Source organism: Sinorhizobium sp. B11 (assembly GCA_039725955.1).
Classification (GTDB): Bacteria; Pseudomonadota; Alphaproteobacteria; order Rhizobiales; family Rhizobiaceae; genus Rhizobium.
On sequence record CP091034.1, the window covers coordinates 1,946,702 to 1,968,044 of the forward strand.

Genomic DNA, 21,343 nt, shown 5'->3' on the forward strand with positions numbered 1-21,343 from the left:
GCTACCGCCAAAAGAAACGAATGACACGGAAAATGGCGGCCGTTACGAGCGAAAGCCCCTCAAGATCCGGGCTATCCGCAATCATCCCTCCCGGTTTTGCCATTTTTTCCATGCGCTGCCGGAGAAACACATAGGGTCGCCCCGGCGGCCTTTCCGTCTCGTATCTTTGCTCGCGGGGCCTATCTTCGACAGGATCTCCCCGCGCATATTCGTCAGGCGTTCAAGAATTCGCTTCTTGTCCGCCTCGCTCATGTCAGCCGACCGAGCCTTCCAGCGAGATGCTGATCAGCTTCTGTGCCTCGACGGCGAATTCCATCGGCAGTTCCTGCAGGACTTCCTTGACGAAGCCGTTGACGATCAGCGCGATCGCCGCTTCGGTCGGAATGCCACGCTGCAGGCAGTAGAACAGCTGGTCTTCGGAGATCTTCGAGGTGGTTGCCTCATGCTCGAACTGTGCCGTCGAGTTCTTGGCCTCGATATAGGGCACCGTATGAGCACCGCACTTGTCGCCGATCAAGAGCGAGTCGCACTGCGTGAAGTTGCGGGCGTTCGATGCCTTGCGGTGAGCCGAAACCTGGCCGCGATAGGTGTTCTGCGAAACGCCGGCAGCAATGCCCTTGGAGACGATGCGGCTCGACGTGTTCTTGCCGAGATGGATCATCTTGGTGCCGCTGTCGATCTGCTGATGGCCGTTGGAAACGGCGATCGAATAGAACTCGCCTCTGGAGTCATCGCCGCGCAGGATGCAGGACGGATATTTCCAGGTGATGGCCGAACCGGTCTCGACCTGCGTCCAGGAGATTTTCGAACGGTCGCCACGGCAATCGCCGCGCTTGGTGACGAAGTTGTAGATGCCGCCCTTGCCGTCCTTGTCGCCCGGATACCAGTTCTGGACGGTCGAATACTTGATCTCGGCATCATCAAGCGCAACAAGCTCGACCACGGCGGCATGCAGCTGGTTTTCATCGCGCTGCGGTGCTGTGCAGCCTTCGAGGTAGGAGACGTAGGCGCCTTCCTCGGCGATGATCAGCGTGCGCTCGAACTGGCCGGTATTCTTCTCGTTGATGCGGAAATAGGTGGAAAGCTCCATCGGGCATCGCACGCCTTTCGGCACGAAGACGAAGGAGCCGTCGGTGAAGACAGCCGAGTTCAGCGTCGCATAATAGTTGTCGGTCGTCGGAACGACGGAGCCGAGATATTTCTGCACGAGATCCGGATGCTCGCGGATGGCTTCAGAGATCGACATGAAGATCACGCCGGCCTTCTTCAGCTCTTCCTTGAAGGTCGTCACGACCGAGACGGAATCGAACACAGCATCGACGGCGATCTTCGGCCTCTCGACGCCGGCGAGGATCTCCTGTTCCTTCAGCGGAATGCCGAGCTTCTCATAGACCTTGAGAATTTCAGGATCGACTTCGTCCAGCGACTTCGGGCCTGGCGTGCTCTTCGGCGCCGCGTAGTAGTGGATCGCGTTGAAATCGATCTTCGGATAGTCGACGCGCGCCCAGGTGGGCTCTTCCATCGTCAGCCAGCGCTTGTAGGCTTCGAGACGCCATTCGAGCATCCATTCCGGCTCCTGCTTCTTGGAGGAGATCAACCGGATGATGTCTTCGGAAAGGCCCTTGGGTGCCTTGTCCATTTCGATGACGGTTTCGAAGCCGTATTTGTACTGGTCCACGTCGATCTGGCGGACGCGATCGACTGTTTCCTGGACAGCAGGCATGTCACTCTCCAATCTCGCCGGAGAAAAGGTCCGGCAGCTTGTCAGTGGGGCTATTTTTCTTTGCCCCTGATGTAAGTGGCCAAAAGGGACTTTTCAGCCCTGATGGCAAGTAGAAATTTGCGTTTCCGCAAGATTGTGAGGCATTCAGGCTGCCTCGCCCGCCAGCTTTCGCCGGGAGGCAATTTTCGCAAAGGCGGCAATCGCCCGATCCACGTCGTCTTCCGTCGTCGAAAAGCCGAGCGATATGCGCAAGGCCCCGAGCTTCGGATCGCGGCCCATCGCCGTCAGCACATGGCTTTCGCCGACCCTGCCGGAGGAGCAGGCAGACCCCGCCGAAAGCGCCACCCCTTCGAGATCGAAGGCGATCTGGCCGGTCTCTGCCTTCATGGAGGGAAGCGTGAAGAAGATGGTGTTGGCAACGCGCGGACCGTCCGCGCCGTGGATGATGACATCGGGCGCGGCAGCACGCATGCCGGCTTCCAGCCGGTTTCGCAACGCTGCAATTGCCGCATTCCGTTCCTCAAGGTTCTGCAGGGCGGCGTCTGCCGCGGCGCCAAAGCCGATCAGCGCCAGTGAATTCTGTGTCCCCGAGCGGTGACCCTTCTCCTGCCCGCCACCACGGATCAGTGCCTTCGGCATCAGCGCCTCGCCGCGGGCAATCAGTGCGCCGGCACCCTTCGGGCCGCCGATCTTGTGGGAGGATATGATCATGAAATCCGCGCCGATCCGTTCGATCTCTATCGGCAGACGGCCGGCCGCCTGAACGGCATCGACGACGAAGAGCCCGCCATGGGCGCGCACGATCCTGCCCGCCTCCTCGACCGGCTGGACAATGCCCGTCTCGTTGTTGACGAACATGATCGCCACCATCGGCAGGCCGCTCGCCTTGTCGTGAGCGTCGAGAAGAGCGGCCAGCGCCTTCAGATCGACGATGCCGGCGTCGGTGACCGGAATTTCCGTCGTTTTTTCTTTCGGGAAGCGTCCGCCTTCGCGCACGGCCAGATGCTCGACGGCCGAATGGTAGAGACGGCCGAGCTTCAGCGGCGTGCGGCCCATGCTGAATTCCGGCGTCAGGACCATATTGGCGGCTTCGGTTGCACCGCTCGTAAAGATCACATTGGCGGAATCAGTGCCTGACAAAAGCGCGATCTTGCGGCGTGCGCCCTCGATGGCGGCACGCGCAGCGCGGCCTTCGCCGTGCACGGAATTGGGATTGCCGAAGACATCCACGGCGCGCATGACCGCGTCACGCGCAGCAGGGTGCATCGGCGATGTTGCGTTCCAATCGAGATAAAGGCGTGGCGGCGCCATTGTCTTCGGTCCTGCGCTTGACGAGCTTGCTCGGGCGCGGCGGTGCATTTTTCTTGAAATTTCCGCCGGGCTTGCCGTATGACACGTTCCACGCTGCGTGGATCGCCATGCAAGTTTCGAATTGTTCTAAACTGCGTTTTAGAAAAGCTGACAACCGTCGTCAAGTCATGTTGTCGCCAAACGTAGCGTGAACGCGAAATAAAACCGGAGTACCGATGCCCGAAGTTATTTTCAACGGCCCAGCCGGCCGTCTTGAAGGCCGCTACCAGCCCTCCAAGGAAAAAAGCGCACCGATCGCCGTCATTCTGCACCCGCACCCGCAGTTTGGTGGCACGATGAACAACCAGATCGTCTACCAGCTCTTCTACATGTTCCAGAAGCGCGGCTTTACGACACTGCGCTTCAATTTCCGGGGAATCGGCCGCAGCCAGGGCGAATTCGACCACGGTGCGGGCGAGCTCTCGGATGCCGCCTCCGCCCTCGACTGGGTGCAGAGCCTGCATCCCGATTCGAAGACCTGTTGGGTCGCCGGTTATTCCTTCGGCTCCTGGATCGGCATGCAGCTTCTGATGCGCCGTCCGGAAATCGAAGGTTTCATGTCGATCGCGCCGCAGCCGAACACTTACGACTTCTCGTTCCTGGCACCCTGCCCCTCCTCCGGCCTGATCATCAATGGCGAGGCGGACAAGGTGGCACCTGAAAAGGACGTCAATGGTCTCGTCGAGAAGCTGAAGACCCAGAAGGGTATTTTGATCACTCACCGCACGGTGCCGGGCGCCAACCACTTCTTCAACGGCCAGGTCGATACGCTGATGGCCGAATGCGAGGATTACCTCGACCGCCGCCTGAATGGCGAACTCGTGCCGGAACCGGCCGCCAAGCGCATCAGGTAACGGCCTGCCGCATGGCGGCCGTCATCTCGAATTCTACGCCCTTGACACCTTCGATAAAGATCGGCCCGCGCTCCCGCATGCCGATCTTTTTCAATATGTGCTGCGAGACGAGATTGTCCGGGTGGGTGAAGGCCACGAAATGCGGCGCGATGCCTTCGGCGAAGAACCAGTCCGCGAGCCCCGCTGCGATTTCGCTCGCATATCCCTTGCCCCATTCGCCGGCGTAAAACGCATAACCCATTTCATATTCGCCGGTATGAAAGAGCGAAATCCCGGCTCGCCCGATGAAGCGACCGTCCTCGCGGCTGACGATCTTGTATTTTGTCGTGCCGTCGCGCGCCTGCTCGGCGAAATAGGATCGCAGCCGCTCCTCGCATTTTTCGCGTGACCACGGGGCCGCTCCAGACATGTAGCGCGTCGTCTCGATCGTCGAATGCAGGTCCTGGATCAGATCAGCATCGCCGTTTTCCCACATCCGGGCGACAAGGCGCGGCGTTCGGAAAATAACGTCGCCGCTCATCTTTCGGGCTCCGACAGCACGCCGCCGCTCACCGGCTGGCTGACACCTGTGGTGCCGGGATAGGTCAGCGGCAGGCCCTCCAGCGAGCGGACGGCGAGATAGGCCCAGGCTTCGGCCTCCATGGCATCCCCATCGAAACCGGCCTCTTCGGCGCTCATGACACGAGAGCCGTTCTTGCCGGCCATGTCGGCGAACTCAGCCATGATCGTGCCATTCAGCCGCCCGCCACCGCAAACGATATAGACGGACGGCCTGTCAGGCAGATAACCGGCCGATTTGATGATCGAGCCCGCAGCGACATGCGCCAACGTGCGCGCGCCATCCTCAAGGCTCGCCTCACCGTGCGCCAGTGGCTTGAAATCGCCGCGATCAAGCGAGCGGCGGATATTGCCGCTGAAAAAACGGGCTACCGAGGTAGCGCGCGGCGAGGTCAGGCACCACCTGCCCGCGCCCCGCGATCTCGCCGCCCGGATCGTAAGTCCTGCCCGTGTGCATCTCCACCCACTGGTCGATCAGCGTATTGCCGGGGCCGCTGTCGAAGGCAGCGATGCGCCCCTCCGCGCCGATGTAGGTGAGGTTTGAGATGCCGCCGATATTGACGAAGCAGACGGCCTGTCCATCCTTCTGGAAGCGGCCGGCGAGCGCCGCGTGGTAAGCAGGCACCAGCGGCGCGCCCTGCCCGCCATGCACCATGTCATTGGCGCGCATGTCATGGACGACGGGAATGCCGCATCGGTCGGCCAGAAGCGCACCATCGCCGATCTGAATGGTCAGCGCATCGTCGGGCCGGTGCAGCACGGTCTGGCCGTGGAAGCCCAGCACGTCGATATCGCCCCTGATGAGGCCGAACTTTTCTAGAAATGCCGTAACGGCATCCGCATGACGTAAAGTCAGCTCAATCTCGATTTGACGTAATTCATCCGGCCGCGCGCTGCGATCGGTCAGCGGCCGCGCCAGATCGAGCGCGCGCTTCAGCCTTTCACGAAAGCCGGGATCATAGGCCACACCCAGAAATGGGCCGCGTTCGATGAAGCCCCGCCCGTCTGTCCTCAGAAGCGCTACATCGATGCCATCCATCGAAGTGCCGCTCATCAAGCCGATCGCAGTCCTGACGATATCCATTACGCCATGCGCCTTTCATGCGATTCCCGGATGCACTTTTGCAAAAACAGTGCTAAACGCGCCGCGATGCTTCAACAAGCATCAATCCCATCTTCCGTTCGACGTTCAAGAGACGAAACCCATGTCGCAGTTCAAGTCCGACTTCCTCCGCACGCTGCAAGAGCGCGGCTTCATTCATCAGATCTCTGATGAAAGTGGCCTCGATGATCTCTTCGCCAAGGAAATCGTGACCGCCTATATCGGCTTCGATCCGACAGCACCCAGCCTGCATGCCGGATCGCTGATCCAGATCATGATGTTGCACTGGATGCAGAAGACCGGTCACCGCGCCATCTCGCTGATGGGCGGCGGCACGGGCATGGTCGGCGACCCCTCCTTCAAGGAGGAAGCCCGCCAGCTGATGACCGTCGATACGATCGAAGGCAATATCGCTTCCATCAAGCGCGTCTTCTCGAACTACCTGAATTACGGCGACGGTCCGAAGGACGCGCTGATGATCAACAATGCTGAATGGCTGCGTTCGCTGAACTATCTCGAGTTCCTGCGCGATGTCGGCAAGCATTTCTCGGTCAACCGCATGCTGTCCTTCGACAGCGTCAAGACGCGCCTCGACCGCGAACAGTCGCTGTCCTTCCTGGAATTCAACTACATGATCCTCCAGGCCTACGATTTCGTCGAGCTTGCCAAGCGCTATGATTGCCGCCTGCAGATGGGCGGCTCGGACCAGTGGGGCAACATCGTCAACGGCATCGACCTCGGTCACCGCATGGGGACGAAGCAGCTCTACGCATTGACCTCGCCGCTGCTGACGACCTCCTCCGGTGCCAAGATGGGCAAGTCGGCCACGGGTGCAGTCTGGCTGAATGCCGACATGCTCTCGGCCTACGATTTCTGGCAGTACTGGCGCAATACGGAAGACGCTGATGTCTCGCGCTTCCTGAAGCTCTACACCACGCTGCCGATGGATGAGATCGCCCGCCTCTCGGCGCTCGCTGGTTCCGAGATCAACGAGGTCAAAAAGATCCTGGCGACCGAGGTCACTGCGATCCTGCACGGCCGTGAAGCCGCCGAACAGGCTGCCGAGACGGCCCGCAAGACCTTCGAGGAAGGCGGCCTCTCCGACAACCTGCCATCGGTCGAGGTTCCCGCCTCCGAGCTTGATGACGGCATCGGCCTTCTGTCGCTGATCGTCCGCGCCGGTCTTGCCGCGTCGAACGGCGAAGCCCGCCGTCACGTCCAGGGCGGCGCCGTGCGCATCAATGACCAGGCCGTCAGCGACGAACGCAAGATGATCGGCAGCGGCGAGATCACCGCAGATGGCGTCATCAAGTTGTCGCTCGGCAAGAAGAAGCACATCCTGATCCGCCGCGCGGCCTGAGCCGCGCAAGCGATACGAAAAGAAAAGCCGGCCGTCGCGCCGGCTTTTTCTTTGCCGCCTGTCAGCATGACGGCGGGTAGATTTTCTCCGTCATGACACTATCAGGCAGCGCTGGTCCCCAGCGGATTACTGGAATTCGAAGATCTGACGGAAGACGCCGGGCGCGATCACCGAGAGCGGATTGATCTGCAGGTTCGGCTGATCGAATTTTCCGGTCAGCTTGAAGGTGATGCCGATCAGGCCGCGGTCCGAACCATTGCCGAGGATGACGCCGATCAGCGGCAATTCGGCGAAAAGCCGGTTAAGACCGTAAGCCGGCATGAAAGTGCCGGTCATGTCCATATTGCCCTTCCGGTCGCGCACCATTCCCTGGAACGTGGCGCCGATCTGATCGCCGCGCAGCACGCCGTTTTCGATGGAGATCGTCCCCCCGCGTGAGACGACACGGGCAAAGCCACGCTGGAAGCGCTGCGAGGAGGTATCGATGTCCCGCTTCACGGCTTCGCTGAGACTGCGCTGGTCCGATCCGACCGGTGTGGAGACGATCGACCGCAGGCGCTGTTCGTTGACGATCGAGAAGCGGCGCACGTCGACCGATCCATCCCAGCCGCTGCCTGCGCTGAGGCGGATAGCCAGGTTGAGAAGCCCGCCCTGCATATGCTGGTAAAGATCAGCAAAGCGTGACACGGAGCCGGCATCGCCGCTGGTGATGTTGATGACGCCGCCACCCTGCATCCGGCTGACAACCGCCTCGCCGCTGTCGGTGATGCCGGAGAAATTCAGCGATTGCAGCCGGCTGCCGCTCAGGGCGATCTGTGCCTGGAAATTGCCGATCTTCTCGTCATTGAAGCCGATGATGTTCTGCAGCTTTGCCCGCACGCTTACGCTGGTGTCGTCGCTGCCACTACTGTCCGAATCCGATTTCAGCCTGGCGATGATTGGTCGCGCATCGGCGCTGGCGCCGGCTATGGAAATATCGAAGCCGCCTTTGCTGCGCTTCAGCGACAAGCCAAAATCATCGACGGAAGACAGCTTCACACTATCGAAATCTGCCGATATCAGGCCGCTCTTGCCGATCATCAGTGCTCCGGTCGCCCCGAAGCCATCTCCCTTCAGGCGGAAATTCTTGACCTGCGTATTGTCAGGCGGGCCTGAAACCTCGAATTCGGCATTGGCAGGAATACCGACACCCTTCGACCAGCCGATCCAGGGAAGATCGAGCGATGCTTTGCCGAGGTCGAGCTGCACATCCTGCCGGTTTTCGTCCAGCCGTGTCAGCACCAGTTTGACGCTGCCGCCGAGGATGCTGGACAGGCCCGGCAGCAGCCTGTCGCGCTGGTCGCCGTTCAGTGTTGCCGAAATCACGCGCTGCGGCTCGATGCCGGAAGATTTGTCGACGGGCTCAAGCATGTCGATATCGGCGGAGACGCCATCGATGTCGGCGTTGCCCTTGACCTTTATCTGCTGCGGATCGGCATCGAGCGTGCCGTCAAGATCGGTGATCATGCGTCCCGAAAATGGCTTGGCAAGCGCGACATCGGTGAGCTTCATCTGCGCCTGCCATTCGGGCGGCGGCGGGTTCTGCGAGGACAGAAGTCCGAAATGCGCCTTCACATGCGCGTCGATATTGCCCTTGAGGTCGTCAGGCACGAAGCCCGCGCGCTGCAATACCTTGATCGGCTTGTAGGTCAGAAGCTCGCCGACCGCATCCGCTGAACCTGAGACGGAAATGTCGGCGTCCGCCATCAATGGCTTGTCGTAGGTCGACGGCAGCACGAAGGTGCTCGGCTGCAGCGTCACGGAACGCCCCGACGGAAAATAGGAAGTGCCGCTCTTAAGGGAGATGGTCGCCCGCCCGCCCGATAGGTCGAAATGCGCCGCGGTATCGCGCACCGGCGGTATCTCGCCGGCGACATTCAGGCGAGTCCCGTCGATGTCGAAGGCAATGCGGAGCTGATTTTCGTCAAGCCGCAGCCCCCGCCCTGCTGCCGCCTCGTCCAGGCGCCCTGGCGGGATGTAGACGGAAATGGAGGCATCAGTCACCAGGCCTCCGAAGAGGTTTGCCAGTACCCACACCCGCGCTTTGGACGCCATCCAGAAGGGCCAGAGCTGCTTGATCGCGGTCGTTTGCATCTGCTGCGATTGCCCGGCGAAGCTGATCTCCGGTGATTTCTCGTTCAGCCGGATATGCAGAGCCCCATAGAGGGAGCCAAGCGGCGAGGAAGCCACCATATTCGTGAACTGGAATTCGCGGCCGGCGACGAGATAGCGTCCGGTCGCTTGCAGATCGAAGGACAGCGGCTGCTCGCCGGAATTGGGTGCTGCCGTGCCGCCGCTGATCAGCGCGTCGATGCCGAACCCCTTGCCGGCATTCGGATCCAGCTTGTCGAGATCGATGACCGCGCCGCTGATCGGCAGCACTGTCGGGCCGAGATGCAGCTGCGATTTGGCAATCTCCAATGTCTGCTTGTCGAAGTCATAGGCCAGATTGACTTGCCCATCCGTCAGCTGCTGAGAATCGCCGTCGACATAGATGAGGCCCGGATCGAGTTTGAGAGCGGCATTGAGAAGCGGCTTGGCGCCATCGGCTGCCCTGACCGCGGAAATGGTGAGATCGCCGAAGGTGTTGAGCCCCTGGCGGATCTCGCCCTGTTCATTGCGTTTCAGCGTGAACGGCGTCAGGTCGCCGTGTGATAATGTGGCGATGAGCCGGGTTGCGTGCCCGCCCGCCTGCTCCGTGATTACATTGAGATCGGCCGTCTCGCCGTTGATGGAAATCTGGCCGCTCAGCTGTAGCGAGTTCGGCCCGGCATGTTCGAAGGCGAGATTGTCGACGACGAGCGAAAGCGGCCCGTTTGCCGTATCCGCAAGCTTGATATCGATCCCGGAGAAGCGCACGGAATCGGTGGCCCCGCGTTCGATGAAGTTCTCGAACAGGTCGAGATGGGAAAAGATCGTCTCCATTGCCGCCGGGATGGCATCGACGCGCAGATCGTCAAGCTTGATGGGAGCGCTGGATGGAAGCAGTGAGGTGTCGAGGGCGATATCGTCGGCTTCCACCGATGATATGGCGATGCGGCCGCGGAAGAGTTGCAGCGGATCGAGCGCCATGCGCATGGAAGCTGTGGTCGAAAGATGCTGACCGCTCTGCTGGTCGATCATGTTGACGTCCCGCGCTTCGAGCGCCAGCCGCATGCCGGAGGTGAAGCGGATGACGGTGGAGCCGACTTCGGCGCGGTATCGCGGCCCGAGCGCACTGTTCAGCGCCGACTGCGCCTGCTGCGACAGGGGCGCGTCGATGATCCCGCTTTCGATGGTAAAGACGATCGCCGCTAGGATGAGCAGGATGACTGCGCAGAAACCGCCGGTAGCCTTCGCCGTGCCGCGCATGCGGGAGCGCGGCGGCGGGCAGTGCACGATAAGAGGATCCTGCACCTGCGCTGAAGGCAGGTTGTGCAAGGCGACGATGTCCTTCTTTCGGAACGTGACCTTTTCGCCGCGGATGGCTGACATGCGCCTTGGGAAACTCCTGAGTTTGGTTTGAATCACTCTGTGCGGGACGCCGTTTCGTCCACTATATACCGGTTCGATATAGTATCTCTCCTAAACCCGGCAAAAGAAAGTTATGAGATGTCCGCACCCGGTATTGGCTCCCGTGCTCCCGATTTCAGCCTCCCGCGCGACGGCGGCGGGCATATTTCGCTCTCCGATTATCATGGCAAGCCGGTGGTGCTTTTCTTCTACCCCAAGGATGACACGACGGGCTGCACGACGGAATCTCTGGATTTTACCGCACTTGCAGATGAGTTTGCAGCCGCCGGCGCTGCCATCGTCGGCATGTCGCCCGATTCGGCCGCCTGCCACGACCGCTTCATCAAGAAGCACAAGCTGACGGTGGCACTGGCATCGGACGAGGATAAGACGGTGCTGCAGGCCTATGGCGTGTGGAAGGAAAAGAAGATGTATGGCCGCACCTTCATGGGCGTCGAACGTACCACGTTCCTGATCCGCAGGGACGGCACCATCGCCACCATCTGGCAGAAGGTGAAGGTCGCGGGGCACGCCGAAACGGTGCTGGCAGCCGTCAGGAACCTCGCTGCGTGACGGCGATCACCTCGCTGCGCGGTGGCGCGATCGATGCAATCCGTTCGGCAGATCTCGACCGCAAGACGGAACTGGCGCAGGAAAGTGCTAACAGGTGGTTCGCCCGGCGCATCTCGCTGCGCTCGCCGCTGGATGCACCGCTGCCCGAGCGCCCCGGCAGGCCGGAAAAGCCTCTGCTGGTGCCGCCGACCCAGGTCGAGAAGCGCTCGCTGCATACCGTGCCTGGCCGTATCGCCCTGCTCCACGCGATTGCCCATATCGAGCTCAATGCCGTCGACCTGGCACTCGACATCGTGGCGCGATTTGCTTCGGCGCATGTGCCGAACTCTTTCTTCGACGGCTGGATGCAGGTTGCCTTTGAAGAGGCCAAGCACTTCCGTATGGTGCGCAAGCGCCTCAATGATCTCGGCGCCGACTATGGCGATCTGCCCGCCCACGATGGCCTCTGGCAGGCAGCGCACTCGACCCGCAACGATCTCACCGCCCGCCTTGCCGTCGTGCCGCTGATTCTCGAGGCGCGCGGACTGGATGTTACGCCTGCCCTGCAGGCCAAGATGCGCGAAACCGGCGATCTTGAAAGCGCGGCGGTGCTCGACGTCATCTACAATGACGAGAAGGGCCATGTCGCCGTCGGCGCCAAATGGTTCCGCTTCCTCTGCGCCCGTGAAAAGCGTGATCCTGCAAGGACGTTTCAGGAATTGGTGCGTGCCAATTTCCGCGGTCCGCTGAAGGCGCCGTTCAATGATGTGGCGCGCGCCGAAGCCGGGCTGACGCCCTCCTTCTACAGGGCACTGACCTCGACCAGCCAGAGCTGATTGGTAAGCTCTGGCTTGCTGACGTAAACCGGCTGTTAACCATAAAAGTATGTAATCATCTCCCAATGGGGCAGGCGCTAAAAAGCGAATCTTCGGGGGATCCTCGGTGACGAACGGACATCACAGTCGGGTATTCGGCAAGAGGGCGCAGGAACACGTCCTTATTCTTGCGAGTGGCGACAAGGTGCGTCACATGACGGTCAAACCCTGGATGGCGGCATTGGCTTTCTGCTTCGTCGGGGTCTTTTCGATCGGCTATCTGCTCGCCACCTCCTATCTCGTGCTGCGCGACGATCTGATCGGCGCGACCATGGCCCGCCAGGCCCGTATGCAGCACGACTATGAGGATCGCATCGCGGCACTGCGTGCCCAGGTCGATCGCATCACCTCCCGCCAGCTTCTCGATCAGCAGGTCGTCGAGGACAAGGTCGACAAGCTGATGGAGCAGCAGATGGCGCTTACCTCGCGCCACGGAAAGCTCGACAACCTGCTCGACCGAGCCGAAAGCTCCGGCCTGACGAGCAAGGATTCTCCGGCGGCCGATATCCCGGCGCAGTCCTATGCGCCCGACATCAAGGACAAACGCGCGTCGCTGACCGGCGGCGCGCAGGCAATTGAAAAGATGCTGGCAGGCGACGGCAAACCGGCCGACGCCGAAACCCCTGACAATTCCACCCTTGCCTATGTTCCCGCAGAAGAAACCGTCGGCGATCGCGCCGACCGCATCTTTTCGAAGGTCACGCTCTCGCTGAAGACCGTCGAGCAGGATCAGAAGAGCCGCATCGACCAGCTGACGAGCGACGCCGGCAACGCCACCAATACGATCGAAGGCGTGCTGGACCGCTTCCATATCGCCGTTCCGGCCGAGACGATCGCCGCCAAGGAAGACGAAGACGCAGTTGGTGGCCCATATGTGGAGCCCGAAAGCAACGACGATTTCAACAATTCGCTGATCCAGCTCGATGGCGCGCTGACGCGTCTGGAAGCGGTGCGCAGCACCGCGGAATCCCTGCCCTTCCGTAATCCGGCCATCGGCAAGGAAGTCACCAGCCCCTTCGGCAACCGACGCGATCCCTTCCTCGGCCGGCTTGCGCTTCATTCCGGGATCGACTTCCGCTTTTCGCCGGGGGAAAGGATCCGCCCGACCGCGCCGGGCAAGGTGATTGCAGCCGGCTGGACCGGAGGCTACGGCAACATGGTCGAGGTCGATCATGGCAACGGCATTTCGACGCGCTACGGCCATATGTCGGAAATTCTGGTCAAGGTCGGCGATACGGTTGGCCGCAACAATGTCATCGGGCTTGCCGGCAGCACGGGCCGTTCAACGGGTACGCACCTGCATTATGAGGTGCGCCAGGATGGACATGCGGTCGATCCGATCTATTTCATGAATGCCGGCCTTAAACTTGCCACTTATATAAAATAGCCGGTCGCGGTAACGAATGCTTCACCTCGCTACCTGGGGTGGAGACGCTATTCCTTGACTTGCCGGCCGTTTCGGAATATGTCGCCCACATTGCGGCATGCAATCCTGCCGACTCGCCAGAGACCGGCCGAACGAAACGGAAACAGTTTTCCCTTTGACGACATTTGCTGAACTTGGTTTGAGCCCCAAAGTGCTCTCCGCTGTTACCGATGCGGGCTACACGATCCCCACTCCCATTCAGGCCGGGGCAATTCCCTTCGCGCTTGAGCGCCGCGACATCTGCGGTATCGCGCAGACCGGCACCGGCAAGACGGCTTCCTTCGTTCTTCCCATGTTGTCGCTTTTGGAAAAAGGCCGTGCCCGCGCCCGCATGCCCCGGACCCTTATCCTGGAGCCGACCCGCGAACTGGCCGCCCAGGTTGCCGAAAATTTCGAAAAATATGGTAAGAACCACCGCCTCAACGTCGCCCTCCTCATCGGCGGCGTTTCCTTTGAAGATCAGGACCGCAAGCTGGAGCGCGGCGCGGACGTGCTGATCTGCACCCCCGGCCGCCTTCTCGACCATTTCGAGCGCGGCAAGCTCCTGATGAGCGGTGTTGAAATTCTCGTCATCGATGAAGCCGACCGCATGCTCGACATGGGCTTCATTCCCGATATCGAACGCATCGCCAAGCTGATCCCCTTCACCCGCCAGACGCTCTTCTTCTCGGCCACCATGCCGCCGGAAATCCAGAAGCTCGCGGACCGCTTCCTGCAGAATCCGGAGCGTATCGAGGTCTCCAAGCCGGCCTCGGCATCGAGCACGATCACGCAGCGCTTCGTCGCCTCGCACGACAAGGATTACGAGAAGCGCGCCGTCCTGCGCGATCTCATCCGCGCTCAGGAAGATCTCAAGAATGCGATCATCTTCTGCAACCGCAAGAAGGATGTCGCCGAACTCTTCCGTTCGCTGGACCGCCACGGCTTCTCCGTCGGCGCCCTGCACGGCGACATGGACCAGCGCTCGCGCATGACCATGCTTTCCAATTTCAAGGACGGCAACATCAAGCTGCTCGTTGCCTCCGACGTCGCTGCCCGCGGCCTCGATATTCCCGATGTCAGCCACGTCTTCAATTTCGACGTGCCGATTCACTCCGAAGACTATGTTCACCGCATTGGCCGTACCGGCCGCGCCGGTCGTTCAGGGGCTTCCTTCACCATCGTCACCCGCCGCGACCAGAAACATGCCGACGCGATTGAAAAGCTGATCGGCGAAAAGGTCGAATGGCTGAGCGGCGATCTCGCCGCCCTGCCGCCGGCCGAAGAGAGCCGCGACAGCGAGCGCTCTCCCCGTCGCGGCAAGGGCCGTGAGCGGGATAAGGATCGTGGCCGCGAGCGCCGGTCTTCGAGTCATAAATCTGATATCAACGCCGAAGATAATGGTGGCGAAGTCGTGGAAGCAGCAGCAAAGGCCGACAGCGTGAAGAACGAGCGCAAAGCAGAACAGAAGCCGCAGAACAATGCGCGCGGCGGTCGGCCCTATCCGGCAAACGACGACAATCGCGAGCGTCGCCGTCACCGTGATCATGACGATGGCCCCACACCGGTCGGGTTCGGCGACGACATTCCTGCCTTCATGCTGATCGCGGCCAACGCCAAGATCTGAGACCCTCAATGGGCAAGCCCGGCATTGATTTCCCAGGCCTCGGTGTAGGCCTGGTGATTTTGCGTGACGGCAAGATCCTTCTCTACAAGCGCGTGAATCCGCCTGAAGCTGGCTACTGGAATATCGTCGGCGGCAAGGTCGACCATATGGAGCCCGCTGAGGAAGCCGCGCGCCGCGAAGCCGAAGAAGAAACGGGCCTCACAATCGGCCGCGTCGAGCGGATCGGCTCTACCGAGCAGATCATCGAGGCTGACCGCCAGCACTGGATTTCCCTTCTCTATATCGCCCGCGAAGTGACGGGTGAGCCGCAACTGACGGAACCGGACAAGCTGTCGGATTTCGGCTGGTTCGGTCTTGCCGACCTGCCGGAGCCGCTATCGGCTTTCACGAAGGCCGCGATATCGGCCCTTCCGGCCGGCGAATTGCGCTGATCATTCGGCCCGCAGTGCGGCCTCATAGGCAAGCCGCACCCAGCGTGCCATGACATCTGGGTCGTCATAGGCTTCGTCGGGGATGCTCCAATAGGGCATTTTCACCGCAGCGCCCTTCTTGCCCTCGTAGAACCATTGGCTGGCACCTGCCGCGGCAAATTCCGGTGCACTCTCTTCATCCGCCTTCAGCAGGATTTCGTCGCGCACCTCGAGCGCCAGGATACGGCCGAGATGGTAGATGCCCTTGCCGCCGAACATGCGCTTGATGGTGACGGGTCCAAGCGACTGAAACATTTCCTCGATGCCGGCATTGTCCATCGCTTCAGACCTATACCGAGTGATAGCCGCGGTTCAGATAAAGGAGCGCCGGATGTATTTCGGTAAAGCGCACGGCGGCGACCTCGCCGAAAATGACATTGTGGGTCGGCATTTCCTTGATATCGGTCACCCGGCAATCGAAAACGGCAAGTGCATCGGCAAGGACCGGCGCGCCCGTTACCAGCGTCTCGAAGCGGGCGCTCTGAAAACGCTCGTCGTTTTCGAGCTGCGTGCGGCCCGAAAAGGCATCGGCAACGCCTTCATGGTGGGCGCCGAGCGAGTTCAGCGCGAAGATGCCGCTGCGCCAGAAGATCTCGTTCTTCACATTGGTATTGTTGAGGCAGACGAGAACCGAAGCCGGATTGTCGGAGACCGAGCAGGCGGCCGTGATCGTGACCCCGCGCCGCGCTTCGCCGAGCGCCGTCGTCACCAGCTGCACATGGCCTGCATAGCGGCTCATGGCATCGCGATAGAGGCCGGGATCGATATGCTGCCTGTTCAACACATGCTTCTCCACAATCAGTGTCTTGTTTTTGTTATTTTCCCAATATGGCGGGCATCGGTTACATTTTCTACAATAGCACCCGCCAAAAGCTGCAGAATACGCTTGTTTTTCTTTGACGATTGCCGCCGTGCGGATAAAAGGGCATGGACAAGACGAGAGACCTGCACCTTTCATGATGAGCCTGCGTGTCATAGCCGCCCTTCTGTCGCTCATGGCGTTGACGGCCGAAAGCCGCGCGGCCGGCGTGACGATTGGCGTTGTCGCGCCACAGGACGGCACTTTTGCTTCGCTTGGCGCCCAGATTTTTTCCGGCGCGAATTTCCAGATCCGACAGGCGGGCGATACGGTCGTTCCTGTCCCCGAAACCTGCCAGGACAATAGCGGCCAAGCGGTCGCCGATGCACTGATCGCAGCCAAGGTCCAGGTCGCTATCGGCTTCCTTTGCAGCGAGACGCTGGAAGGCGCCCTGCCGAAGCTGAAGGACGCCAATATTCCCGTCATCACGGTGTCCGTGCGCTCGCGCATCCTGATGGAGGATTCGCTGAAGAACGGCTGGCCCCTCTTCCGTCTGGGCCCGCAGGACAGCGATGAAGCCGCCAAGGTCATCCAGATCATCCTGCAGCAATGGACGGCGTCTCCGATCGCCCTTATCGAGGATGGCACGATCCACGGCCGCGAACTGACGGAAGCCGTGCGCAACGCGCTCGAAGAAAATGGCCTGAAGCCCGTTTTCACCGACACCTACCGGCCGGGACAGGAACAGCAGATCGGCCTCGTGCGCCGCCTGAAGCGGGCCGGTGCCACCAAGGTCTTCATCGGCGGAGACAGAAACGATGTCGCCACCATCGCCCGTGACGCGAAGGCCGAAAACATCGCGCTCGACATTCTGAGTGGCGATGCGATGCGCGCGGCAAACCAGCCGCTCGCGCTGGCAGAGGGCGTGCGTGCCGTCGTCATCCCCGAATATGCGCTTCTGCCGGATGCAGCCGCGGCCGCCGAGGCCCTGCGCGCCGCCGGGACCGAGCCGGAAGGTTATGTCCTGCCGGCCGCAGCCGCAGCGCTGATTGCCGATCAGGCTGTGCAGGCGGCGGTGGCTGAGGGCAAGCCGGTGGCGGAGAAGCTTATCGGGACGCAATTCAATACGCCGATCGGCCCAGTGACCTTCACACCGGCCCATGAGCTGGCGCAAAATCCCTATCGTCTTCTCGAATGGCGCGGCGATGCTTTCGTTCCGCCGACCGACGGGACGGACTGACCTGTTGAAACTTGCCGTGAGGCGGCGCGCCTGCTGACGGTTGAGATGGAGATCCAGACCCATGACGACACTGCCCATCCGCATCGCCCCATCGATCCTGGCCGCAGATTTTGCAAAGCTCGGCGAGGAAGTGCGCAACGTTACCGCGGCCGGCGCCGACTGGATCCATCTCGACGTCATGGATGGCCATTTCGTGCCGAACATTTCCTTCGGCCCTGATGTCATCAAGTCGCTGCGCTCCTACACGGATGCGACCTTCGACTGCCATCTGATGATTTCACCTGCCGACCCCTACCTTGAAGCCTTCGCAAAGGCCGGCTGTGACCGCATCACAGTGCATGCAGAGGCCGGACCACATCTGCATCGCTCGCTGCAGACGATCCGCCATCTCGGCAAGAAGGTCGGCGTCACGCTCAATCCGGCAACGCCGCTCTCGGTGGTCGAGAACGTGCTTGACGATGTCGACCTCATTCTCATTATGTCCGTCAACCCCGGTTTCGGCGGCCAGAAATTCATTCCGGCAATGGTAGACAAGATCGCAGCGGCAAAGTCACTGATCGGTGACCGCCCGATCGAGCTTGAGGTGGATGGCGGTGTGACGGTCGATACCGCACCTGCCGTGGCAAAGGCCGGCGGCAACGTGCTCGTCGCCGGATCGGCAATTTTCAAGGGCGGCTCGGTCGAGGCCTATCGCCAGGCCATTACCGCCCTTCGCAACGCGGCTGAGGGGGCTCGCTGATGACGAAGCGCATGTTCATGGGTGGATTTCTTGCCGCCCTGCTGACCGGCATGGCTGCCACGGCCTCAGCCGGCGATATCGCCAATGTGCAGCCTGTCGGCTTTTCCGCCGATGGCAAAGTCTTTGCCTTCCAGGAATTCGGCATGAAGGATGGCAAGGTCCCCTATTCGGACACCTTTTTCATCGATACCGACACCGGTGCCGATCTTGAGGGCACGCCCTTCCATCTGGAATTGACGGACAAGGATGCCGATCTTTCCAAGGCCCGCCGCCAGAACCTGACGGCAGCACGCCAGCAGATGGACAAATACGACCTTCTGACCAATCCGGGCCTGATCGCCGCCTTCAACCCGCCGACCGAGCTCGGCTCGCCGATGAAGACGATCCGCTATACGACGCTTGCAACCGACGGTCCTGCGCGTGGAGCCTATACGCTGCTGCTGGGCGATGCCCAGGTCGCGACGCCCGATGCCTGCAAGGGCATGAACCACGTCGTCGGCTTTACGCTGCAGCTCATCGAGAAGGACGGTGCACCGAACCGCCAGCTCGTCCACGAGGACAAGGCCATCCCGGCCGACCGCGGCTGCCCGGTGGAATACCGCATGGGCGGCGCCCTCGTCTATCAGCCTGAATCGGGCAAGCCCGTCCATATCGCCCTCATCCTGGCGCTGAGCGCTTCTCCTGACGGCCGCAACGGCCGCTGGATCGCCGTTCCGGTACACCCCTGAGAATGAACCGTCTGCGGGCGGCGTGGCCGCCCTTATCCGAATTTTTCATCGGCGCCCCGCTCTGGGGCGCTCAGATGCTGATCTCGGCAATGGCCGGGCTCTACCTGCGCAATGGCATGGAAACGAGCCATGTGCTCGATCTGGCGCTGCTCTATTTCGGCGGAGGCCTGCTTTCCTGGCCCTTCAATCTGATCGCCGGGCGCTACTTCGCGCTCCGTCGAGAGATGGAGACGCGTTTCGCAGCCTTCTTCCTGGCGATGACGACAGGCACGATCCTCATGACGGCCTTTCTCTTCGCCATGGACTACCGGATCTTTTATTCCCGCTGGCATTCGCCGCTCGGTTCCGTCATCTGGATGTTCCAGTTCGTCTTCACCGGTGCAAGCGCCGTCTACCAGTTCCTCGTTCTCGGTCTGGGACTGTTTTTGCCCGTCGGTTTGGTCTGTTTGCTTGCCACCAGCTTCGCTCTTGCCAAACGCATGCGTTGAGATTGCCGGCCGTCTTTGCTACAGGGGCCGCAGCTACTGTCACGAAATGAAGGCGCTCGCCCATGATCCCTCGTTATTCCCGGCCCGAGATGGTCGCCATCTGGTCTCCCGAAACCAAGTTCCGCATCTGGTTCGAGATCGAGGCTCATGCCTGTGATGCGCTTGCGGACCTCGGTGTGATCCCGAAATCGGCCGCCGCCACCATCTGGGAAAAAGGTGGCAAGGCGACCTTCGATGTTGCCCGCATCGATGAGATCGAGGCCGTCACCAAGCATGACGTCATCGCCTTCCTTACCCATCTTGCCGAAATCGTCGGCCCCGACGCCCGTTTCGTCCACCAGGGCATGACCTCGTCGGACGTGCTCGACACCACCCTGAACATCCAGCTCGTGCGCGCTGCCGATATACTGCTCGCCGACATGGACCGTGTTCTCGCCGCCCTGAAGGGCCGCGCCTTCGAGCACAAGGATACGATCCGCATCGGCCGCAGCCATGGCATTCACGCCGAGCCGACGACGATGGGCCTCACCTTCGCCCGCTTCTATGCCGAGATGAGCCGCAACCGCGCCCGCCTCGTCGCTGCTCGTGCGGAAATCGCGACCGGCGCCATTTCCGGCGCCGTCGGCACCTTCGCCAATATCGATCCTGTCGTCGAAGAGCATGTCTGCGCAGCCCTCGGCCTCGTTCCGGAGCCTGTCTCCACGCAGGTCATCCCGCGTGATCGTCATGCGATGTTCTTCGCCACGCTCGGTGTCATAGGTTCGTCGATCGAAAATGTGGCGATCGAGATCCGCCACATGCAGCGCACCGAAGTTCTGGAAGCCGAGGAGTTCTTCTCGCCAGGCCAGAAGGGCTCGTCGGCCATGCCGCACAAGCGCAACCCGGTCCTGACCGAAAACCTGACGGGCCTTGCTCGCCTCGTACGCATGTCGGTCGTTCCCGCAATGGAAAACGTGGCGCTCTGGCACGAGCGCGATATCAGCCATTCGAGCGTCGAGCGCGCCATCGGCCCCGATACGACCATCACCCTCGATTTCGCACTCAACCGTCTGGCCGGTGTCATCGAAAAGCTCGTGGTCTATCCCGAGAACATGATGAAGAACCTCGACAAGTTCCGCGGCCTTGTGCATTCGCAGCGCGTTCTCCTGGCGCTGACGCAGGCCGGCACCTCCCGCGAGGATGCCTATCGCCTCGTGCAGCGCAACGCGATGAAGGTCTGGGAACAGGGCAAGGATTTCCTTGAGGAGCTGCTGGCCGACGCCGAGGTGCGTGCCGCGCTCTCCGAGGCGGATCTGCGTGAGAAGTTCGATCTCGGCTATCACACCAAGCATGTCGACACGATCTTCCGCCGTGTTTTTGGCGACGCTTGATCGACACAAGACAGATCATGAGACGGCGCCCGTGAGGCGCCGTTTTCATTTTCGCTTCCGGGAAGCGGTCGCCGGTGCAGCGCGCTTCTTTTTCTCCGGCTTGTCCACCGGCGTATCGGCCGGCTCTTCCGATATCTCGCAAATCTCTGTTGCGCCTCGGCCTTTTGCGGCCTTGGCCACCAGGCGGTCGAGATGCTTTAGGTCCTCCTCGTCGAGATTTTCGATGCCGATGAAGCGGTTCTCGGCGTGGCTCGTGAGGATGATTTCGTTGAGCTTCGCCTGGATGGCTCTTGTATCGCGTGTCTGCGCGTTCTGCAGAATGAAGACCATCAGGAAGGTGATGATCGTCGTGCCGGTGTTGATCACCAGCTGCCAAGTTTCCGAATAGCCGAAGACAGGGCCGAGGGCAGCCCAGATGATCACGGCGATGAGTGCCAGAATGAAGGTTACCGGCTTGCCCGCCCACTCCGATATCTTCGTGGCGAAGCGGGCGAATGCATGGCGTACAGTCACCTTGAAATCCTCCTTCGAAGTCGGCGCAAAACAAACTCCAGGGAGGGTTCCGAGGTTCC

At 61.1% G+C, this 21,343-nt stretch carries 19 protein-coding genes and 1 pseudogene; 12 read left to right on the forward strand and 8 right to left on the reverse strand.

Features of this window, described 5'->3' with window-relative positions; all coding sequences use genetic code 11:
* Positions 1-253: 253 nt before the first annotated feature.
* Both sufB and LVY75_19490 read right to left on the reverse strand, forming a co-directional pair.
* Complete coding sequence (gene sufB / locus LVY75_19485; protein ID XAZ25334.1) at positions 254-1,723, reverse strand: Fe-S cluster assembly protein SufB; 1,470 nt, start codon at positions 1,721-1,723, stop codon at positions 254-256.
* A gap of 144 nt (positions 1,724-1,867) precedes the next feature.
* Positions 1,868-3,034, reverse strand: a complete 1,167-nt coding sequence (locus LVY75_19490; protein ID XAZ25335.1) for a cysteine desulfurase — start codon at positions 3,032-3,034, stop codon at positions 1,868-1,870.
* A 215-nt stretch (positions 3,035-3,249) separates the two neighbouring features.
* Here LVY75_19490 and LVY75_19495 point away from each other — a divergent pair, with 215 nt between their 5' ends.
* The gene (locus tag LVY75_19495; protein XAZ25336.1) at positions 3,250-3,927 is read left to right on the forward strand and encodes an alpha/beta hydrolase; all 678 of its coding nucleotides are present in this window, start codon (positions 3,250-3,252) and stop codon (positions 3,925-3,927) included.
* Here the strand turns inward: LVY75_19495 and LVY75_19500 are convergent.
* Complete coding sequence (locus LVY75_19500; protein ID XAZ25337.1) at positions 3,920-4,447, reverse strand: GNAT family N-acetyltransferase; 528 nt, start codon at positions 4,445-4,447, stop codon at positions 3,920-3,922. The two genes, LVY75_19495 and LVY75_19500, sit on opposite strands and share 8 nt — an antisense overlap.
* Positions 4,444-5,569: pseudogene (locus LVY75_19505) on the reverse strand (anhydro-N-acetylmuramic acid kinase). Before LVY75_19505 ends, LVY75_19500 begins: the two are co-directional and overlap by 4 nt.
* Before the next feature lie 121 nt (positions 5,570-5,690).
* On the opposite strand from LVY75_19505, the gene tyrS reads away from it, so the two are divergent.
* A complete protein-coding gene (gene tyrS / locus LVY75_19510; GenBank protein ID XAZ25338.1) occupies positions 5,691-6,947 on the forward strand; it encodes a tyrosine--tRNA ligase in 1,257 nt (418 codons plus the stop codon).
* 126 nt (positions 6,948-7,073) lie between these two features.
* On the opposite strand, the gene LVY75_19515 is transcribed toward tyrS, so the two are convergent.
* On the reverse strand, positions 7,074-10,460 hold the full coding sequence (locus LVY75_19515) for a DUF3971 domain-containing protein (protein ID XAZ25339.1): 3,387 nt from the start codon (positions 10,458-10,460) through the stop codon (positions 7,074-7,076).
* Positions 10,461-10,577: 117 nt separating this feature from the next.
* Between LVY75_19515 and LVY75_19520 the strand changes: the two genes are divergently transcribed.
* The 5 genes from LVY75_19520 (at position 10,578) to LVY75_19540 (ending at position 15,368) form a co-directional block, all read left to right on the forward strand.
* Entirely contained in the window at positions 10,578-11,051 is a 474-nt protein-coding gene (locus tag LVY75_19520; GenBank protein ID XAZ25340.1) for a peroxiredoxin, read from the forward strand.
* Positions 11,048-11,866, forward strand: a complete 819-nt coding sequence (locus LVY75_19525; GenBank protein XAZ25341.1) for a ferritin-like domain-containing protein — start codon at positions 11,048-11,050, stop codon at positions 11,864-11,866. The genes LVY75_19520 and LVY75_19525 overlap by 4 nt, the downstream gene beginning before the upstream one ends.
* Before the next feature lie 106 nt (positions 11,867-11,972).
* Positions 11,973-13,292, forward strand: a complete 1,320-nt coding sequence (locus tag LVY75_19530; protein ID XAZ25342.1) for a peptidoglycan DD-metalloendopeptidase family protein — start codon at positions 11,973-11,975, stop codon at positions 13,290-13,292.
* Positions 13,293-13,389: 97 nt separating this feature from the next.
* Entirely contained in the window at positions 13,390-14,937 is a 1,548-nt protein-coding gene (locus tag LVY75_19535) for a DEAD/DEAH box helicase (GenBank protein ID XAZ25343.1), read from the forward strand.
* A gap of 8 nt (positions 14,938-14,945) precedes the next feature.
* Positions 14,946-15,368: an NUDIX domain-containing protein gene (locus LVY75_19540; protein XAZ25344.1), complete on the forward strand. Its 423-nt coding sequence runs from the start codon at positions 14,946-14,948 to the stop codon at positions 15,366-15,368.
* Here LVY75_19540 and LVY75_19545 read toward each other — a convergent pair whose 3' ends face one another.
* Both LVY75_19545 and LVY75_19550 read right to left on the reverse strand, forming a co-directional pair.
* On the reverse strand, positions 15,369-15,686 hold the full coding sequence (locus LVY75_19545) for a TfoX/Sxy family protein (GenBank protein XAZ25345.1): 318 nt from the start codon (positions 15,684-15,686) through the stop codon (positions 15,369-15,371).
* Between the two features lie 10 nt (positions 15,687-15,696).
* Positions 15,697-16,191 (reverse strand): flavin reductase, encoded by a 495-nt coding sequence (locus tag LVY75_19550; protein ID XAZ25346.1) that lies wholly within the window; start codon positions 16,189-16,191, stop codon positions 15,697-15,699.
* A gap of 172 nt (positions 16,192-16,363) precedes the next feature.
* Between LVY75_19550 and LVY75_19555 the strand changes: the two genes are divergently transcribed.
* The 5 genes from LVY75_19555 to purB all read left to right on the forward strand — a co-directional run bounded on the left by LVY75_19555 (position 16,364) and on the right by purB (position 20,771).
* Complete coding sequence (locus LVY75_19555) at positions 16,364-17,446, forward strand: ABC transporter substrate-binding protein (GenBank protein ID XAZ25347.1); 1,083 nt, start codon at positions 16,364-16,366, stop codon at positions 17,444-17,446.
* Positions 17,447-17,507: 61 nt separating this feature from the next.
* Complete coding sequence (gene rpe / locus LVY75_19560) at positions 17,508-18,185, forward strand: ribulose-phosphate 3-epimerase (GenBank protein ID XAZ25348.1); 678 nt, start codon at positions 17,508-17,510, stop codon at positions 18,183-18,185.
* A complete protein-coding gene (locus LVY75_19565; GenBank protein ID XAZ25349.1) occupies positions 18,185-18,913 on the forward strand; it encodes a DUF2259 domain-containing protein in 729 nt (242 codons plus the stop codon). Before rpe ends, LVY75_19565 begins: the two co-directional genes overlap by 1 nt.
* Before the next feature lie 2 nt (positions 18,914-18,915).
* Positions 18,916-19,401, forward strand: a complete 486-nt coding sequence (locus tag LVY75_19570; GenBank protein XAZ25350.1) for a hypothetical protein — start codon at positions 18,916-18,918, stop codon at positions 19,399-19,401.
* Positions 19,402-19,463: 62 nt separating this feature from the next.
* Positions 19,464-20,771: an adenylosuccinate lyase gene (purB, locus tag LVY75_19575; protein ID XAZ25351.1), complete on the forward strand. Its 1,308-nt coding sequence runs from the start codon at positions 19,464-19,466 to the stop codon at positions 20,769-20,771.
* A 45-nt stretch (positions 20,772-20,816) separates the two neighbouring features.
* Here the strand turns inward: purB and LVY75_19580 are convergent, their stop codons facing one another.
* Entirely contained in the window at positions 20,817-21,284 is a 468-nt protein-coding gene (locus tag LVY75_19580) for a low affinity iron permease family protein (protein XAZ25352.1), read from the reverse strand.
* Between the last annotated feature and the right edge of the window lie 59 nt (positions 21,285-21,343).

Coding starts and splice junctions, on each gene's coding strand:
- LVY75_19570 (XAZ25350.1), top strand. CDS start 18,916: ATGAACCGTCTGCGGGCGGCGTGGCCGCCCTTATCCGAATTTTTCATC.
- sufB (XAZ25334.1), bottom strand. CDS start 1,723: ATGCCTGCTGTCCAGGAAACAGTCGATCGCGTCCGCCAGATCGACGTG.
- rpe (XAZ25348.1), top strand. CDS start 17,508: ATGACGACACTGCCCATCCGCATCGCCCCATCGATCCTGGCCGCAGAT.
- LVY75_19515 (XAZ25339.1), bottom strand. CDS start 10,460: ATGTCAGCCATCCGCGGCGAAAAGGTCACGTTCCGAAAGAAGGACATC.
- LVY75_19490 (XAZ25335.1), bottom strand. CDS start 3,034: ATGGCGCCGCCACGCCTTTATCTCGATTGGAACGCAACATCGCCGATG.
- LVY75_19500 (XAZ25337.1), bottom strand. CDS start 4,447: ATGAGCGGCGACGTTATTTTCCGAACGCCGCGCCTTGTCGCCCGGATG.
- LVY75_19495 (XAZ25336.1), top strand. CDS start 3,250: ATGCCCGAAGTTATTTTCAACGGCCCAGCCGGCCGTCTTGAAGGCCGC.
- purB (XAZ25351.1), top strand. CDS start 19,464: ATGATCCCTCGTTATTCCCGGCCCGAGATGGTCGCCATCTGGTCTCCC.
- LVY75_19535 (XAZ25343.1), top strand. CDS start 13,390: ATGCAATCCTGCCGACTCGCCAGAGACCGGCCGAACGAAACGGAAACA.
- LVY75_19565 (XAZ25349.1), top strand. CDS start 18,185: ATGACGAAGCGCATGTTCATGGGTGGATTTCTTGCCGCCCTGCTGACC.
- tyrS (XAZ25338.1), top strand. CDS start 5,691: ATGTCGCAGTTCAAGTCCGACTTCCTCCGCACGCTGCAAGAGCGCGGC.
- LVY75_19555 (XAZ25347.1), top strand. CDS start 16,364: ATGATGAGCCTGCGTGTCATAGCCGCCCTTCTGTCGCTCATGGCGTTG.
- LVY75_19540 (XAZ25344.1), top strand. CDS start 14,946: ATGGGCAAGCCCGGCATTGATTTCCCAGGCCTCGGTGTAGGCCTGGTG.
- LVY75_19545 (XAZ25345.1), bottom strand. CDS start 15,686: ATGGACAATGCCGGCATCGAGGAAATGTTTCAGTCGCTTGGACCCGTC.
- LVY75_19520 (XAZ25340.1), top strand. CDS start 10,578: ATGTCCGCACCCGGTATTGGCTCCCGTGCTCCCGATTTCAGCCTCCCG.